Origin of the sequence: Myxococcus sp. AB025B, from assembly GCF_006518215.1 — a bacterium.
Classification (GTDB): domain Bacteria; phylum Myxococcota; class Myxococcia; order Myxococcales; family Myxococcaceae; genus Myxococcus; species Myxococcus fulvus.
In genome coordinates, this window is record NZ_SRLW01000243.1 from 1 (window position 1) to 15253 (window position 15253).

At 70.4% G+C, this 15253-nt stretch carries 15 protein-coding genes; 8 read left to right on the forward strand and 7 right to left on the reverse strand.

Going from position 1 to position 15253, the window contains the following annotated elements:
- On the forward strand, positions 1 to 1284 hold a 1284-nt coding region (locus FL311_RS31420), incomplete at its 5' end, for an FAD-dependent oxidoreductase (RefSeq protein ID WP_141330963.1).
- Between the two features lie 4 nt (positions 1285 to 1288).
- Complete coding sequence (locus FL311_RS31425) at positions 1289 to 2248, forward strand: sigma-70 family RNA polymerase sigma factor (RefSeq protein ID WP_141330965.1); 960 nt, start codon at positions 1289 to 1291, stop codon at positions 2246 to 2248.
- A 22-nt stretch (positions 2249 to 2270) separates the two neighbouring features.
- Here the strand turns inward: FL311_RS31425 and FL311_RS31430 are convergent, their stop codons facing one another.
- Entirely contained in the window at positions 2271 to 3086 is an 816-nt protein-coding gene (locus FL311_RS31430; protein WP_141330967.1) for a prolipoprotein diacylglyceryl transferase, read from the reverse strand.
- Between the two features lie 472 nt (positions 3087 to 3558).
- On the opposite strand from FL311_RS31430, the gene FL311_RS31435 reads away from it, so the two are divergent.
- From FL311_RS31435 to FL311_RS31450, 4 genes are all read left to right on the forward strand, one after another.
- The gene (locus FL311_RS31435; protein WP_141330969.1) at positions 3559 to 4986 is read left to right on the forward strand and encodes a S8 family serine peptidase; all 1428 of its coding nucleotides are present in this window, start codon (positions 3559 to 3561) and stop codon (positions 4984 to 4986) included.
- Between the two features lie 63 nt (positions 4987 to 5049).
- A complete protein-coding gene (locus FL311_RS31440; RefSeq protein ID WP_046710407.1) occupies positions 5050 to 5463 on the forward strand; it encodes a hypothetical protein in 414 nt (137 codons plus the stop codon).
- A 283-nt stretch (positions 5464 to 5746) separates the two neighbouring features.
- On the forward strand, positions 5747 to 6190 hold the full coding sequence (locus tag FL311_RS31445; protein ID WP_141330971.1) for an SRPBCC domain-containing protein: 444 nt from the start codon (positions 5747 to 5749) through the stop codon (positions 6188 to 6190).
- 202 nt (positions 6191 to 6392) lie between these two features.
- On the forward strand, positions 6393 to 8750 hold the full coding sequence (locus FL311_RS31450; protein WP_141330973.1) for a transglycosylase SLT domain-containing protein: 2358 nt from the start codon (positions 6393 to 6395) through the stop codon (positions 8748 to 8750).
- Positions 8751 to 9128: 378 nt separating this feature from the next.
- Here the strand turns inward: FL311_RS31450 and FL311_RS31455 are convergent, their stop codons facing one another.
- The 5 genes from FL311_RS31455 to FL311_RS31475 form a co-directional block, all read right to left on the reverse strand.
- Entirely contained in the window at positions 9129 to 9875 is a 747-nt protein-coding gene (locus FL311_RS31455; protein ID WP_141330975.1) for an SDR family oxidoreductase, read from the reverse strand.
- A gap of 217 nt (positions 9876 to 10092) precedes the next feature.
- On the reverse strand, positions 10093 to 11310 hold the full coding sequence (locus tag FL311_RS31460) for a PLP-dependent aminotransferase family protein (protein ID WP_141330977.1): 1218 nt from the start codon (positions 11308 to 11310) through the stop codon (positions 10093 to 10095).
- Positions 11311 to 11313: 3 nt separating this feature from the next.
- On the reverse strand, positions 11314 to 11790 hold the full coding sequence (locus FL311_RS31465; protein WP_082164907.1) for an Lrp/AsnC family transcriptional regulator: 477 nt from the start codon (positions 11788 to 11790) through the stop codon (positions 11314 to 11316).
- Positions 11791 to 12136: 346 nt separating this feature from the next.
- On the reverse strand, positions 12137 to 12592 hold the full coding sequence (gene yidD, locus FL311_RS31470; protein ID WP_368668599.1) for a membrane protein insertion efficiency factor YidD: 456 nt from the start codon (positions 12590 to 12592) through the stop codon (positions 12137 to 12139).
- The gene (locus tag FL311_RS31475; RefSeq protein WP_141330981.1) at positions 12484 to 12717 is read right to left on the reverse strand and encodes a DUF4177 domain-containing protein; all 234 of its coding nucleotides are present in this window, start codon (positions 12715 to 12717) and stop codon (positions 12484 to 12486) included. Before FL311_RS31475 ends, yidD begins: the two co-directional genes overlap by 109 nt.
- Positions 12718 to 13182: 465 nt before the next feature.
- Here FL311_RS31475 and FL311_RS31480 point away from each other — a divergent pair, with 465 nt between their 5' ends.
- On the forward strand, positions 13183 to 14523 hold the full coding sequence (locus FL311_RS31480) for an AHH domain-containing protein (RefSeq protein WP_141330983.1): 1341 nt from the start codon (positions 13183 to 13185) through the stop codon (positions 14521 to 14523).
- 17 nt (positions 14524 to 14540) lie between these two features.
- The gene (locus FL311_RS31485) at positions 14541 to 15107 is read left to right on the forward strand and encodes a DUF1629 domain-containing protein (protein ID WP_141330985.1); all 567 of its coding nucleotides are present in this window, start codon (positions 14541 to 14543) and stop codon (positions 15105 to 15107) included.
- Between the two features lie 9 nt (positions 15108 to 15116).
- On the opposite strand, the gene FL311_RS31490 is transcribed toward FL311_RS31485, so the two are convergent.
- Positions 15117 to 15248, reverse strand: a complete 132-nt coding sequence (locus FL311_RS31490) for a TraB/GumN family protein (RefSeq protein ID WP_255510377.1) — start codon at positions 15246 to 15248, stop codon at positions 15117 to 15119.
- Positions 15249 to 15253: the final 5 nt, after the last annotated feature.

Sequence of the window (15253 nt, forward strand, 5' to 3'; positions counted from 1 at the left end):
GTGGTGGGAGGCGGCTTGGGTGGGCTGACGGCGGCGGCGTTGCTGGCGCGCGGTGGCTGCGAGGTGACGCTGTACGAGCGCTCCAGGCACCTGGGCGGTCGCGCGCAGACGACGGACGTGGAGGGCTTCCGCTTCAACCTGGGGCCGCATGCGCTGTACCGGGCGGGGGCCGGCATGCGGGTGCTCGGGCGCCTGGGCGTGAAGCCGCGGGGCCGCGTCGCCGGAGAGTCGGGCGGCTCCTACGCGCTGCGCGCCGGCAGACTGCACACGCTGCCGCGCGGGCCCGTGTCACTCTTGACCACCGACGTGTTGCAGTTGAGCAGCAAGCTGGAGATGGCGCGGCTGCTGGCGAGCCTGCGCCGCGTGGACACGGAGCCGCTGACGCACGTGCCGATGCGCCAGTGGCTCGACACGCGCATGTCCCGGGAGGACGGGCGCGCCCTCGTCGCCGCGCTCGTGCGCGTGGCCACCTACGCCTCGGACCTGGACGCGCTGAGCGCGGAGGCCGCGGTGACGCAGGTGCAGCTCGCCATCGAGGCAGGCGTGCTCTACCTCGATGACGGCTGGGCCGCGCTGGTGGACGCGGTGGCCGCCGTGGCGAAGGCGTCCGGCGCGACGCTGGAGCTGTCCCTTCGCGTCGAGGGCGTGGTCGTCGAGCAGGGCCAGGTGCGCGGCCTCCGGCTGTCGGATGGCTCGGTGCGCGCGGCGGACGCGGTGGTGCTCGCGGGGAGCCCCAGGGACGTGGCGTCGCTGCTGCCCGGGGACGCGGTGCTCGCGAAGGAGGCGGAAGGCGCCACGCCCATCCGGGCCGCCACGCTGGAGCTGGGCCTGTCGCGGCTGCCCAGGAGCGAGTCCCTCTTCGCGCTCGGCGTCGATGGCCCTTGGTACGCCTCGGTGCACTCGGCCTACGCCCGGCTGGGGCCGGAGGGCGGCGCCATGGTGCACGTGATGAAGTACCTGTCGCCGTCCGCCCCCGAGGCGACCGAGGCGGAGCTGGAGGCGGTGATGGACGTGCTGCAGCCGGGCTGGCGCGAGGTGCTCGTCGCCCGCCGCTTCCGGCCCGCGCTGGTGGTGAGCCACTGGCTCCCGACGGCGAGCACGGGCGGCCTGTCGGGGAGGCCCGCGCCCGCGGTGCCGCACGTCGCGGGCCTGTTCCGCGTGGGAGACTGGGTCGGCGAGGAGGGGATGCTGTCGGACGCGTCCTTCGCCAGCGCGGAGTCCGTGGAGCGCGCGCTGCTCCATCACGCGGAGGTGGCGCCGCGTCGCCTGGCGGTGGGAGCCTGAGGCCATGTCGGACCTGTCGCGAGAGGTGTTGGAGGAGGCGGCGCGCGAGCATGAGCGCTACCTCTGGGGCCTGTGCTACCGGATGACGGGCGTGGCGGCGGACGCGGACGAGCTGGTGCAGGAGACCTTCGCCCGCGCCCTCGCCTCGCCGCCCGCGCGGCACGAGGAGCTGCGCCCCTGGCTGACGCGGGTGGCGGTGAACCTGTCGCGGGACTCGCTGCGCCGTCGCCGTCGCGAGGGCTACGTCGGGACGTGGCTGCCCTCACCCCTGGAGACGGGGGACGAGGAGGTGCCGCCCGCGGTGGAGGCGAGGCTGCCCGGAGGCGGCTCCACGGAGGGGCGCTACGAGCTGCTGGAGAGCGTCTCCTTCGCCTTCCTGCTGGCGCTGGAGGCGCTGACGCCCAAGCAGCGCGCGGTGCTGCTGCTGCGCGACGTGTTCGACTCCTCCGTGCGCGAGGTGGCCCAGGCGCTGGGCATGAGCGAGGCACACGTGAAGGTGGTGCACCACCGCGCCCGCGCGGCCATGGCGGCGTATGACGGCGAGCGCTGCGTGCCGACCCAGGACCTCCAGCAGCGCACGCTCGCGGCGCTGGAGGGCTTCATGGCGGCGCTGCTCGAGCGGGACGTCGCGGCCGCCGAGGCGCTCCTGTCCGTCGACGTGAAGGCGCTCTCGGATGGCCGGGGCGAGGTGCGCGCCGCGCTGGTGCCCGTGGTGGGCGCGCGCCGCGTGCTGACGTTCCTGACGAAGCTGATGGAGCTGCGAGGCTCGCCGCGAGCGGTGGAGCTGCAGTGGCTCAACGGCCTGCCCGCGCTGGTGATGCTCCTGGCGCCCGCGAAGGACCCGATGCTCGCGACGCGGGCGGTGGTGCGCGTGGACCTGGGCGCGGATGGCCGCATCGCCCACATCCACTCGGTGCTCGCCGAGCGCAAGCTCGCGAACGTCCGGATGCCCGAGCCCGCGTGAAGGGGCCCGGGCGTGGGGTGGCTCAGCCCGCGCGTCGGTGCGTGGGGTGGCTCGTGTGGGAGCCCTCGCCCGGCGCGGCGGCCTGGGCGCTCGGCTCGCGGCGACGCAAGAGGCCCCACAGGCCGTAGGCCACCAGCGCGAAGCAGCCGTACTGCGCCGGCGTCATCCCGAAGTAGCGCGCGTCCACGTAGCTCATGTCCGTGGCGCGCAGGAAGTCGAAGCCGAAGCGGCACGCCGCGTACAGAATCGCCAGCAGCGGCAACAGCCGCCCCTTCATCTTCTCCACGTCGCGCAGCGCGTACAGCAGGCCGGAGATGGCGAAGAGCGCGATGGCGTCGTACATGCCCAGGTCGTGACGGGGCCCGTTGGGGAACGCCACCGCCAGGAAGAAGTCGGTGCGCACGCCCGGGTGGTCATGCACCGCGAAGCACCCCAGCCGCGCCACCGCCCAGCCCGGCGCCACGCCCAGCGCGAACGCATCCGCGTAGTCGTTGAAGCGCAGCTTGCGGTGCCGGAAGAAGAAGATGGCCGCGATGATGCCGCCGACGAGGCCCCCGAAGGACGACAGCCCATCCCAGACCTTCAGAATCTGGAACGGACTCTTGGACAGCTCCTCCGGGTGGTAGAAGAACAGGTGCACCCAGTGTCCCACCAGCACGCCCACGCCCACGCCCCAGGGGGCGTAGTCGGCGAGCGGCGTGGGGTCCAACCCCTGGCGCTTCGCCTGGCGGCCAAGCAGGTGGGCGGCCAGGAGGATGCCCGCGGCCACGAAGATGCCGAAGGGCTCGATGGTGAGAGGCCCCAGCTTCAGCGAGGGGGCATGCCAGTAGGGAATCACGTCGATGGCTCCAGAGGACGGACCGTCCGCCCCACTTAATCCGTCGGGGGCGACGTAGGCGAACAATTGTGGGGACCCGAACTTCCCCCCGCTCCGCCCTGTCGCCCGGACGGCCCGGGTCGGCTGGCGGACACCCCTCCTGTGCCGCTCCGAGCAGTCAGAGGGCCTCCTTCATACTTCCCGACGCTCCAGAAAGTCCCGCCAGGACCGAAACAGGGGGGGCCAGGCGTCTACAGCTTGGAAACCCTGCTTTAATTGTCAGGCCGGTCCTGTCCAATCTCACAATGGCTTCAGGGATTCCGGGAGGTCTCATCACGCCGGGCGGGAGGTCCCGGCAGCCGCGCGCCCAGGAAGCGCGCCTTCACATCCGCCGGGCTCGCGAGGCTCCGGGCATGGCGGACGCGGTCTGGATGCGGGTGGCCCTTGTCCGTCGCCCTCCGCGTTGCACGGTGGTTCAAGGAGTCGACAACCCATGAAGTCCTACCTGTTGGTCCCCAAGGAGTCCATCGAAACACAGGCCCGCGTCGGGCCTCGCGGCACGCAGCAGGGTGAGCGCGTGTTGCCGCGCACCACGGCGCTTCGCTTCACCGTCGCCAACCGCGCGCCGGACACGCTGTCGCTTTTGGGCCTGCGCTCGGCGACGCTGCCCGGTCCCCGTCCTCCCGTCAGCGGGCAGGAGGCGCGCAAGCGCGTCGCGAAGGGCTCGAAGGTGAAGCGCCCCACCACCCGTGGCGCGGACGCGACCACCCCGCCCTTGCCCGGCGCTCCTGTCTCGGAGCAGACGGGCAGCGAGGCGGGCAGCTTCCGCTTCATGCCGCTCATCGGCGCCACCATGGCCCACTTCTACTCGGACGCCACGGAGGCGGAGGCGCGCGGCGAGCTCGCCGCCGACTTCGAGTTCATCCCCGACGTGGTGCCCCTGTCGTTCCCCGGACCGGTGTCCGCCGGACAGTCCGGCCCGCGCAACCGGGGCATGAGCTCCCTGGCCGAGCGCGAGTGGCCCGAGGAGAGCGGTGTCCCCCTGGCCCACGCCCAGGGCATCCGCGGCGCCGGCGTGCTGCTCGGCGTGCTCGACACCGGCGTGGACGCCGACCACCCCGAGCACGCCGCCAGGGTCATCCAGTTCCGCTACGTGTCGCTGTTCCCCAACTCGCCGCACAATCCGGCGCGCGACATCCGCGGCTTCGACCCGGACGGCCACGGCACCCACGTGTGCGGCATCGCCGCGGGCACGCACCACGGCGTCGCTCCGGAGGTGGACCTCTACGTCGCGTCCGTCATCGAATCGGAGACCATCCGCACCAGCCTGGGCCGCGTGGCCGCCGGCATGGAGTGGCTGCTGCACCAGTTCAGCAGCCCGCAGAACGTCACCCGCCCCGCGGTGGTGAACCTGTCCCTGGGCTTCCCGCTCAAGCCGCCGCCGGGAATCTCGGAGGCCGACTACCGCCTCAACCAGCGCGCGCTGCAGACCATGATCCGTCGGCTGCTCGACAGCAACGTGCTGCCTGTTGTCGCGGCAGGTAACAGTGGACCCGACACGGTTGGTTATCCAGCCGCCTTTGACGAGTCCCTGGCCGTCGGTGCAGTCGACTTCGAGCGCAACGTGGCTCATTTCTCCGCCAGCGGTGTCGTGGAGCGCCGCGTCGTACCCGACGTCATGGGTTACGGAGTCAATGTGTACTCGAGCACCGAGCGGCGTTGTAACAACCAGGCGTTCTACGAACGAATGAGTGGCACCAGCATGGCGGCGCCTTATGTAGCCGGTATCGCGGCGCTCTATCGGTGCCGCGCCCCTGACTTGACGGCGCTCGAGGTGCGGGATTTGATTTTGGCCAATGCGGTCAAGCTTCCTCGCTCTGGTGGTCACCGAACGGGCAAGGGCCTGGCTGTCTTCAGGTGACGGTGGTGGGTCGAAACCGGGGTCGGCGCCAGTCGAGCGCCGGGCCCGGGGGAGGATGAGGCCATGAGCAGAAAGAATGGCGAACCCGGAGACGGCTTCGCGGCGGGGGTTCCCCGCGTCTCCTCGGGTGTGCGAGCCTTGCCAGGCATGGCCAGCGCGCGCACGCAGCCCGAGTGGATCGACATCACCGTGATGCCCCGGGAGACGCCCGCGCCTCCCCGCGCGCGCGCGCCCGCACGTCCCCCGCCCCTGTCACGGGCGGAGGTCCAACGGGCCGGGCTGGCGGAGAGCGCTCGCTTCCACGAGAGCTTCATGCGCTGGCTCGAGGCGCACCACCTCCTGGGCTCCGTGCGTTCGGTGAGCGAGCCGGGCTCCATGCCCATGCTCCACCTGCGCTGCGCGCCTCGCGTGCTGGACCAGCTGCGGCGCGCTCCGGAGTTCGAGGCGGGCGCGATGATGCCCGTCGACCTCTACTAGCGGTGGGTGCCCCTCGCCGTGCACCCCTGGTCTGGGCTCCCCATCCGATGTCCCGGAGGGCGGCCCGTGGTGGCTCGTTCCACCTGGCGGCGCGGAGCGCGTGTCCCGGCTTCCAATCCGGGGAACTCACACTCTCTCCGCTTGTTCCTGATTAACTTAGAGACTCGCGATTCGCCTGTCATCCCGCAATCGTCCCGGGAGGCATGTGAGCGTTGGCTTCACACCGGTGACGGCGTGGGTGTGACTTTGCAGTGGCCAGAAGCGAAGGGCGCGAGGGCGGTGGATGTTCCAGTTGAGGACCGAGGCCTTCATCGACGCGTCGCCTGACGCCGTGTGGGCGGTGTTGTGTGACTTCAAGGCCTATCCCCTGTGGAACCCGTTGATGTTGGAGGCGCACGGGAGGGTGGAGGTGGGCGCGCGGGTGGCGATGAAGGCGCGCTCGCCGGATGGCTCGGGGCGGGTGTTCGGCTTTCGCGCCACGCTGACGCGGGTGGAGCCACCCATGAGGTTGGAGTGGACGGGCGGCGTACCGGGGCTGATGTTCGGCAGGCACGGGTTCGAGCTGCGCCCCGAGGGCTCCGGGACGCGGCTGGTGCACGGCGAGGACTTCAGCGGCGTGGTGACGTGGTTCATGGGCAGGCCCCGGCGGGACGCGTTCCGGGCCGCCTATGAGGTGATGAACCGCGCGCTCGCGGAGCGGGTGAGGGCACTCTCCACCCCCGCGTGACGTCGTCCCCGGCGGCACCCTGGCGCAGGCGCACCCACGTGCGCGCGAGGGGCCTTCCGTTGGCTTTCTGGCAGTGACGCGCGGACACGTCGCGCGCGTGTATCGCCTGGACGACGCGTGCGCGTGTGGCGTGCGCGGTGCCCGGTCCCAACTTTGCCCGGCGTGCGAATCCTCAGTGGCCCGAAACGCGACGAGGGCATGCATGGATGGACGACGTCGGCTGCGCGCGAGTGCCATGGCGGTGTGCGTGGCGTGCGCGGGCCTGGTGGGCGGCGCGGGCTCCGCGTGGGCGCAGGCTCCCGAGGAGGGTGAGCCGGGTGAGGTGTTGTCGGAGGAGCAGCTCGAGCAGCTCCTCGACACGCCCGCGGAGCAGCCCTCTGGCGCGGAGCTGTCCGTGGCGTCGTTCGGCCCGGAGCAGCTGGCGCCCTACTTCGCGGAAGGGGTGCTCGCGCGGGCACATTCGGAGGTGCGAAGGGGGCGCTTCGCGAAGGCGCGCGCGCTGCTCGCGGACCAGGAGCCCACGTTGCCGGTGCGCTTCCTGAGAGCGCAGAGCGCGCTGCTGGGCCGCGACTACGCCACCGCGGCGGAGGAGCTGGCGGCGCTGGCGGTGGACTATGTGCCGTTGAAGGACCACTGCCTGCTGTGGGCGGCGCAGGCGAACGAGAAGCTGCGCAGGTTGGAGCTGGCCGCCTCGCAGTACCGCGAGGTGAGCTCGGGCTCGCCGCTGTACGCGGAGGCGCGCTTCAGCCTGTCGCGCGTGCTGCAGCGGCGGCGGGACATCCCGGGGGCGCTGCAGGCGCTGCAGGAGCTCATCGACAGCCGGCAGGCGCGGGGGCCGGACGCGCTGCGGATGAAGGCGCTGCTGGCCATCTGTGATTTGGCGCGGGCGCAGGGGCTGTACAACGTCGAGCACCGCGCGCTGCTGGAGGTGTGGGCCACCAGTCCCCTGTCGCGCGAGGCGCAGCGCGCGAAGGAGCGGCTCAAGGGGTTGCCCTTGCCGCTCAAGTGGAAGGTGCGTCGTGGGGAGGCGCTGGTGGAGCTGCACCGGCACGGGTCCGCGACGGAGCTGCTCGCGGGGGTGATGTCGCAGGTGGACCCGCCGGATGAGCTGTCGTGTCGGGCGCACCTGGCCTTCGGGCGCGCGCTGCGCAAGGAGCGCCAGCACCGCCGCGCCATCCAGATGCTGACGCCGGTGGTGGAGAAGTGCACGTCGGCGGAGTACCGGCCTCAGGCGCTCTACGTGCTGGGCTATTCGCAGTCGGTGGTGGACCCCAGGTCGGCCATCACCACGTACGCCACGCTCGCGCGCGACTATCCCGAGCATGGGTACGCGGATGACGCGCTCTTCTTCGAGGCGTGGCTGCTGCAGCGCACGGGGCAGTTGGATGAGGCGCTCGCGCGCTACCAGGAGACGGCGGAGCGCTACCCGGCGGGCAACTTCGCGTCGGAGGCGCTCTTCCGGGCCTTCTGGCTGCACACGCGGCGCGAGGCGAAGGCGGAGGCGCTGTCGGCGCTCGAGGCGGTGGAGCGGCTGCCCGCGGCGTCGCGCACGGACGAGGCGCTGTGGCGGGCGCGGTACTGGCGCGCGCGGGTGCGCGAGCCCGTGCCCCTGACGAGCGCGACCGCGCTCGATGACTACGAACAGCTGGCCACCGAGCGGCCCGCGACCTGGTACGGGATGCTGGCGCGCTCGCGGCTGGCGATGCTGGCGCCGGAGCGACTGGGTCGGCTGTCGCCCGTGGCTGGGACGAGCGGGGACGCGGAGGAGCCCGCGGACGAGGTGTGGCCGCTGCCGCTGGGGTCGCTGCGTCACGACGTGCGCTTCGCGGCGGGCGTGGAGCTGTTGCGCTTGGGGCATCCGGGGGCGGCGGACGAGCTGCTCGCGGTGAACTCGCGAGGGCTGTCGGAGGCGCCGGCGCGGCTGCTCTACCAGACGATGGTGCGCACGGGGCGCAAGCGGGCGGCGCGGCAGGTGGCGCGCGAGTCGCTGCGGCGCGAGGTGCAGGGCCCGCTCAGCCCCAAGTCACGTCCGGTGTGGGAGGCGACGTGGCCGTTGGCGTTCCGCAACGTCATCCAGCGGTACTCGAAGGCGTCCAAGGTGGACCCGGACCTGATGCAGGGGCTCATCCGCGAGGAGAGCCGCTTCCGTCCCACGGCGCGCTCGTCCACGGGGGCGCTGGGGCTGGCGCAGCTGATGCCGGCGACGGCGAAGCAGGTGGCCAAGGCGCTGAAGCTGGGGGACGTGGGGGAGTCGAACCTGCTGCAGCCCGCGCAGAACGTGCGACTGGGCTCGGCGTACCTGGGGCAGCTCTTGCACCGCTTCGGAGGCAACGTCGCGTACGCGGTGGCGGCGTACAACGCGGGGCCGCACGCGGTGGACCGCTGGCGTCAGGCGCTGCCGCAGGCGGAGCTCGACGAGTGGGTGGAGCACATCGCGTTCGACGAGACGCGCGAGTACGTGAAGCACGTGCTCGGCAGCTACGGCGCCTACAAGCTGCTCTACACGGGGCAGCCGGTGATGTTGCACCCGACGAAGGTCGAGGCCGCCAGCCGGCGATAAGGGCCTCGTCGCCCGAGGAGAGTGAACGACCTCGCTGGTGCGGTCATCGAAGTCGAGGGCTGCCTTCGCCCGCGGAGCCGGGCTGCGCGCCTCGGGCGGGACGCGTCTCCTGCGAGAGAGGTCCGACCTCGCTGGCGCGGTCATCGAAGTCGAGGGCCACCTTCGCCCGCGGAGCCGGGCTGCGCGCCTCGGGCGGGACGCGCCTCCTGCGAGAGAGGTCCGACCTCGCTGGTGCGGTCCTCGAAGCCGAGGGCCACCTTCGCCCGCGGAGCCGGGCTGCGCGCCTCGGGCGGGACGCGCCACCGTCGAGGCGTGGCCGCGTCGGCGGCGCGTGCGGCGCGCCTCCTCACGAGGAGACGCGCCAGCAGCGCGAGAGCCTTAGAAGCTCAGGCCGCCGTCGACGTCGATGGTGCGGCCGTTGAAGTAGTCGCACTCGAGGATGAACTTCACGGCCAGCCAGATGTCCTCGGGCAGGCCGATGCGGCCCACGGGGATGGCGGAGACCAGCGCGTCGCGGGCCTTCTGGTTCATGCCCTGCGTCATCGGCGTTTCAATCATGCCCGGGGCCACCGCGCCCACGCGCACGCCGAACGGGCCGAACTCGCGCGACCACGTCACCGTGTTCGCCGCCAGCGCCGCCTTCGCGGACACATAGTTGGACTGACCGCGGTTGCCATGCCGGGCGATGGACGACATGTTCACGACGACGCCGGGCTTCTGGTCCGTCTCCACCATCTTCGCCACCACCTCGCGCACCATCAGCGTGGCGCCCGTGAGGTTGACGCCGACGACGGCGTTCCAGTCCGCGGTGGACAGCTTCTTCACCTCGCCCGTCGTCCGGTCCTTCTTCACCAGCAGCGCGTCGCGCAGGATGCCCGCGTTGTTGATGAGGCCGTTGAGCCCGCCCATCGCCCCGTGCGCCCAGGCCACGAACGACGTGATGTCCGCCTCCGACGACACATCCAGCTTGCGCCGGTGGATGCCCGCGGGCAGCGCCGCCAGCTTGTCCTCGGCCACGTCACCCACCGCCACCTGCGCGCCCGCCTCCAGCAGCCGCTGCGCGAAGTGCGCACCCATGCCCTGGGCGCCGCCCGTCACAATCACCTTCAGGTCCTTGAGCTGCATGTCTGTCTCTCTCCGGTGTGTTGGGGCGGCCCTCGGACACCCACCTGTGGGCCCGTGCCGCCGGGAAACCCGCCGCCAAGGCTACGCAACCCGGCCCGCCCTGGCCAGCACCGATGAAGTTGAAACCTGAATCGACATTCAACTTGGACGAAAACGAAAGCGCCGCGTCGGGTGTCCGACGCGGCGCGGCACGGCATCGAGGTGTCAGGAGCGCGGCCTAGAGCGCGCCGGAGATGACGCCACCCAGCCGCTTCATGCCCTCGGTGATGAGCTCGGGCGGGCGGTTGGAGTAGTTGAGGCGGATGAACTCCGAGCGCGGGTCGCTGGCGAAGAACGGGCTGCCCGGCACGAAGGCCACCTTCTGGTCGATGGCGCGCGGCAGGAGCGTGTCCCCGCTCAGGCCGGGCGGCAGCCGGGCCCACAGGAACATGCCGCCCTCCGGATGCGTCCAACTGGTGCCCTGGGGCATGTAGGCCTTGAGCGCGTCCAGCATGGCGTTGGCGCGCTGGCCGTACACGGGCGTGAGCGCGTCCAGGTGCGCGTAGTAGTCGAAGTCCTTGAGCAGCCGGGCCACCGCGCGCTGGGCGAGGGTGGCGGTGTGCAGGTCCGTGGACTGCTTGGCGATGGTGAGGCTGCGCACGAAGTCGCGCGGACCCGCCACCCAGCCGATGCGCAGGCCGGGGGCCAGCGTCTTGGAGAACGTGCCCAGCGAGACGACGACGCCCTGGTCATCGAACGCGGCCAGGGACGGCAGGTGCTCGCCGCGGAAGCGCAGCTCGCCGTACGGGTCGTCCTCGAGGATGAGGAAGCGGTGCTGCTGCGCCAGCTCCACCAGCTTCTTGCGGCGCTCCAGCGCCAGGGTGGTGCCCTTGGGGTTCTGGAAGTTGGCGACGATGTAGAGCAGCTTGGGCTTGCACGTGGCCAGCACCCGCTCCAGGTCATCCATGCGCATGCCCTGGTCGTCGCTCTCCACGGTGGCGAACTTCGCCTCGTAGCCGCCGAAGGTCTGCAGCGCGGCCAGGTAGCTGGGGTTCTCCACGATGACCAGATCGCCCGGGTCCAGCAGCACCTTGGCGACCAGGTCGATGCCCTGCTGCGAGCCGTTGGTGATGAGGACCTGGTGGGCCTCGCAGACGCGGCCCTTCCTGCCCAGGTGGCCGGCGATCCACTCACGCAGGGGGCCGAAGCCCTCGGTGGTGCTGTACTGGAGGGCGGCGGGGCCCTCGTCGGCCATGACCTGGGCGTGCGCCTGGGCGATGGCCTGGACGGGGAACAGCTCCGGGGCGGGCAGGCCGCCGGCGAAGGACAGGATGTCCGGGCGCTCGGCCACCTTGAGGATTTCGCGCACCGCGGACGTCTTGATGCGCGACATGCGTTGGGCGAGTCGCCAGACCGGCGGCGGGGGAAGGGGTGCGCTCATGGCATCGGCGCTCATCTTTCACTCTCCTTTGGCGAGCTCGGGAGGCACGCGGACGTGCGTGTCCTCCTTGATGGACGACAGGACGATGACGGTCTGCGTGCGGGTGACGCCGGCGATGGTGCGCAGCGTCTCCACGAGGAGCGAGTCCAGCGTCCGCGTGTTGGCCGACTTGACCTTCAACAGATACGAGTCCTGCCCGGCGACGCGGTGGCACTCCAGCACGTCCGGCAGCGCGAGGACCTTCTTGGCGAAGCCCTCGAAGTACTTCGGATGTTCGATGCTCACCCCGATGAAGGCGGTGATGTCCTTGCCCAGCTTCGTCGCGTCCACGCGCGCCGCGTAGCCGGTGATGACGCCCCGCTCCTCCAGCTTGCGGATGCGCTCGGCCACCGCGGGCTGCGACAGCCCCACCGCGCGCGACAGCTCCAGCTGCGTCGCGCGGCCATCGCGCTGCAGCAGGTCCACCAGGCGGAAGTCGAGCTCATCCATGGGCATCGGCGGGTCTGACCTTATTTTTATAAGTGCTTCGAGGTTTCGACAGCTAAATTAAATTTGGCGTGCAAAATAAGCAAGTGGGGTGGAAGTGCAAGGGTGAACGACGTGGGAGGTCGCCCGGCTGTCCGTTCGCTCACGGGCAGTCGGGGCCCCACGGGCTCGGCTGCACGCGTGGTGCCGGGGAGCGGACAGGTGTGAGGCGCGGGTGGGAAGCGCGGTCGCCACGGTGGGCGCGGGCGTTGCCCGCGCGGGCGAATCCGGGCGCTACGGGGCGGGGCGGAGGCCGGGCTTCACGCCCCTTCGCACGTCCAGGTGTTGAAGGGCTCGGGGTGGCTGGCAGCAGTCCTCAGGGCTCATCCACTCCCCCGAGATAGAGGGCCCCATTGCAGCGACGGATTCGAGCCCATGTCCGTGCCGATCCCCTTGCAACCCCATACCGCTGGATGGAGCGCAGGCCGTACAGCGAGCACGTGGGCGTGTAGATGCAGTGGCGCTTCCAGGCGTTGGGGAGCAGGTGCCGGTAGAGGAGGATGAGTCCCACCACGAGCCAGGCCAGGGGATTGAGCCACCAGTGCCATCGCGATGCGGGTGGCGAGGCGGAGTCTGGACTGCTCCGCACTGGCGGCGGAAAGCGCGCCAGTGCGGAGTACTCATTCCCCTCCCAGGGGTTGCTTTGGGAGTGGGGGCTCGGGGTCATCCCGTCCTCTGTCGCTCGAAGACGCAGACCAGCCACGAGCCCTTGCTGGTGCTGCAACCACTGTTCGTGGTGACGGCGCGGTACTCGCTGGAGTGCAGCTTCCATCCCTGGGCCGCGTAGTTGTTGAGGAACTTCGCGAATTCCGCGCAGCGCTGCGGACTCCAGCCCGACTCCGTGCTGCCGCAGCCGGGCGCGGGCGGCACAAACGCATCCACATGGTACTCGTACATCCTGGACTCCCCCACTCATGCACTAGGAATGGCGGAACTCCTAGCGCAGGAGATGTGGGGGGCAAGAAATCGTCTTCTTGTGAGGGATTGTGGAGCCAGGGTGAACGACGTGGGGCTGTGAGTCGTTGATTACCCCGGGGCTCCGTGGACGGAGGTCAGACGCAGGGCTGCGTCCTCCTCGTGGGTTGTCACTCCACTGCGCGTCGTCAGAAGGCGGAGGTGAGGGGCCGCACCAGGAGCGTGTCGAACATCGCGCGGGCTCCTGGTGGCCTTCCTGAAGGGCGGCGAGCGCCTGCGAGGAGGTCTCTGCCGGAGGTGTCTTGGCCGGACTTCGGGCCGTGTTGGAGTCTGCTCCACGAGCGCTGCTCGCACCACCTCGGCTCTCTGGATGGACATCGCCGTGGAACGTCAGACTGCTCTGCTATTGCGTCCCGAATCTCGCGAAGTCATGTGCATGGGGACTGGATGAGCGCGCATCGCTCCATCGTGTGGCTGTTGGCATTGAGCCTGATGGGTTGTTCGAGCACGAGGGTCGTCCGACTGGACTCGGGCCAGGGCGCGCCAGAGGTCCATGTGCCCTTCGAGGAAGAGGACTCGGGGCCGGTGGAGTTGGACGACGATGAGTTCGAAGAGGCCCTGGTGGTGCTCGCCCGGGACGTGAAGCCCTTCGAGCACCCGTTGAGAGAGGCCCGCGAGCGCTTCGGTGTGCCGGAGCGAAGTGGTGTGTACGAGTACCAGCCTCAGGGCCCCAGGCTCGTCCCGCGCGGGGACGCGGAGGTCGGAGGACTCCGGTTGCTGGAGACGTACGCCGATGACGCGCTGACACGGGACTACGGGCGCTGGTGCGAGCGCAAGTCGCAGCCTGGAGACTGTCTGCGCCTACTGGAAGAGGGACCGTTGCTGGGGAGTGACGGCCGGTACTCGTTGGCGCTGGCCATAGCGATGGACGCGGTGTGGGAAGAGACCGCGGAGGCGCTGGAGGATGCGACGGACCCCCAGGCGTTGCTGGCGACGGTGACGGCGTCCGTGAGCATGTACTTGCTGTTGTGGGCACTGCCCGAGCCCGTGTCCAAGGGTCTGGCTTCGTTGTTGACGGCGACAGCGATTGCGTACCTGGGCGTGGACACGGTGTGGCGGGTGCTGGATGGGTGGATGGTGCTGGTGCGGCGGGTGGATGAGGCGCGAACGTTCGAGGAACTCGAGGCCGCGGGCGAGGCCTACGGCGAGGTGCTCGGGGAGAACGCGGCGCGCGTCTTCGTGATGCTCGCGACGGCGGCGATTGGGAGCACGGCGGGGTTGGCGGCGAAGGCGTCAGGGCTGCCGGGCTCGGCGCAGGCGGCGGTCGCGGTGGAGTCGCAGGCGGGCTATCGGTACATGGCGGTGGGAAGCGTGCGCTCGGTGGCGATGTCGGCCGAGGGCTTCACGGTGGCGCTGGCGCCTCATGCGGTCGCCATGGCGTCCTCGGAGTCGAGGAGCGGGCGCACCGAGAAGCACCACCTCGCGACGAACAAGAACAGCAAGTCCGCCGCGCGCGGAGGGCCTTGGACCCCGAGGTTCGAGAGACTCTTCAAGCGGGCTGGGATGAAGCTGAAGGACCCCGAGAACATCGTGCGCGTCGATGGGCACAAGGGGCCTCATCCAGAGGCATACCACCAACGCATCCTGGATCGTTTGCGCGAGGCGCTCGGTGACTGCCGCCGGGTGGATGAGTGTCGCGCAGTGCTGACGCGCTCGCTCAAGCAACTGGGCGACGAAGTGGCGACGAAGGGGACGGAGCTCAACATCCTCGTCACTCGGGGCGGATAGCCGCTAGAAACGACGTCATGCCAAGTCGCTATTTCAGGCTGGATGAGGACGTCCGAGCTGGATACTGGTACCTGGGCGACATCGAAAGCGCCCCGGGCCAGGAGGTGGACGATCCCTGGATGTTCATGGCGGGGCAACCCATCCAGGTCCAGGGGCCTCTGTGGGTGTCCATCGATGCGCCAGGAAAGCCGCTGGACTTCTGCCTCGCGGGCGTGGGGGTTGTCCCCATCCTCCACGTGAGGCTGGCGACCCTCTTCATGGAGATGGCTCCCGACGACGTGCAGACCTTCCCCGTGAGCATCAAGGGCCAGCCGGACCAGTACGTCATCCTGGTGGCCACGAAGGTCATCCACTGCATCGACGAGCAGGCGTCCAAGGTGCAGTTCTGGGACCCCAAGCACGCGCCGCCCGGGAAGGAAGGGAAGTACTTCGCGGTGGACGACATGCGCATCGACACATCGAAGGTGGGCGACGCCAAGGTCTTCCGCACCAAGGGTTGGCGCACCGCCCTCATCGTCTCCCAGGACCTCAAGCAGGCCCTGGAGCGCCTGAAGCCCAATGGCGCGAAGTTCACCCCCGTGTAGCCCCGCCCCTCACTCCACCGCCGCATCCCGAGGCAGCTGCCGCACCGTGTGTCCCTTCTTCTGCAAGAGCGCCACGATGCCCTCCGCGCCCACCACGTGCCCCGCGCCCACCACCACCAGGTGCACGCGCGGCTCACCCAGGAGCC

Excerpts from the sequence above, each read along its gene's own strand:
- FL311_RS31425 (WP_141330965.1), top strand. The coding sequence starts at position 1,289 with ATGTCGGACCTGTCGCGAGAGGTGTTGGAGGAGGCGGCGCGCGAGCAT.
- FL311_RS31435 (WP_141330969.1), top strand. The coding sequence starts at position 3,559 with ATGAAGTCCTACCTGTTGGTCCCCAAGGAGTCCATCGAAACACAGGCC.
- FL311_RS31440 (WP_046710407.1), top strand. The coding sequence starts at position 5,050 with ATGAGCAGAAAGAATGGCGAACCCGGAGACGGCTTCGCGGCGGGGGTT.
- FL311_RS31445 (WP_141330971.1), top strand. The coding sequence starts at position 5,747 with ATGTTCCAGTTGAGGACCGAGGCCTTCATCGACGCGTCGCCTGACGCC.
- FL311_RS31450 (WP_141330973.1), top strand. The coding sequence starts at position 6,393 with ATGGATGGACGACGTCGGCTGCGCGCGAGTGCCATGGCGGTGTGCGTG.
- FL311_RS31455 (WP_141330975.1), bottom strand. The coding sequence starts at position 9,875 with ATGCAGCTCAAGGACCTGAAGGTGATTGTGACGGGCGGCGCCCAGGGC.
- FL311_RS31460 (WP_141330977.1), bottom strand. The coding sequence starts at position 11,310 with ATGAGCGCCGATGCCATGAGCGCACCCCTTCCCCCGCCGCCGGTCTGG.
- FL311_RS31465 (WP_082164907.1), bottom strand. The coding sequence starts at position 11,790 with ATGCCCATGGATGAGCTCGACTTCCGCCTGGTGGACCTGCTGCAGCGC.
- yidD (WP_368668599.1), bottom strand. The coding sequence starts at position 12,592 with ATGGAAGCTGCACTCCAGCGAGTACCGCGCCGTCACCACGAACAGTGG.
- FL311_RS31475 (WP_141330981.1), bottom strand. The coding sequence starts at position 12,717 with ATGTACGAGTACCATGTGGATGCGTTTGTGCCGCCCGCGCCCGGCTGC.
- FL311_RS31480 (WP_141330983.1), top strand. The coding sequence starts at position 13,183 with ATGAGCGCGCATCGCTCCATCGTGTGGCTGTTGGCATTGAGCCTGATG.
- FL311_RS31485 (WP_141330985.1), top strand. The coding sequence starts at position 14,541 with ATGCCAAGTCGCTATTTCAGGCTGGATGAGGACGTCCGAGCTGGATAC.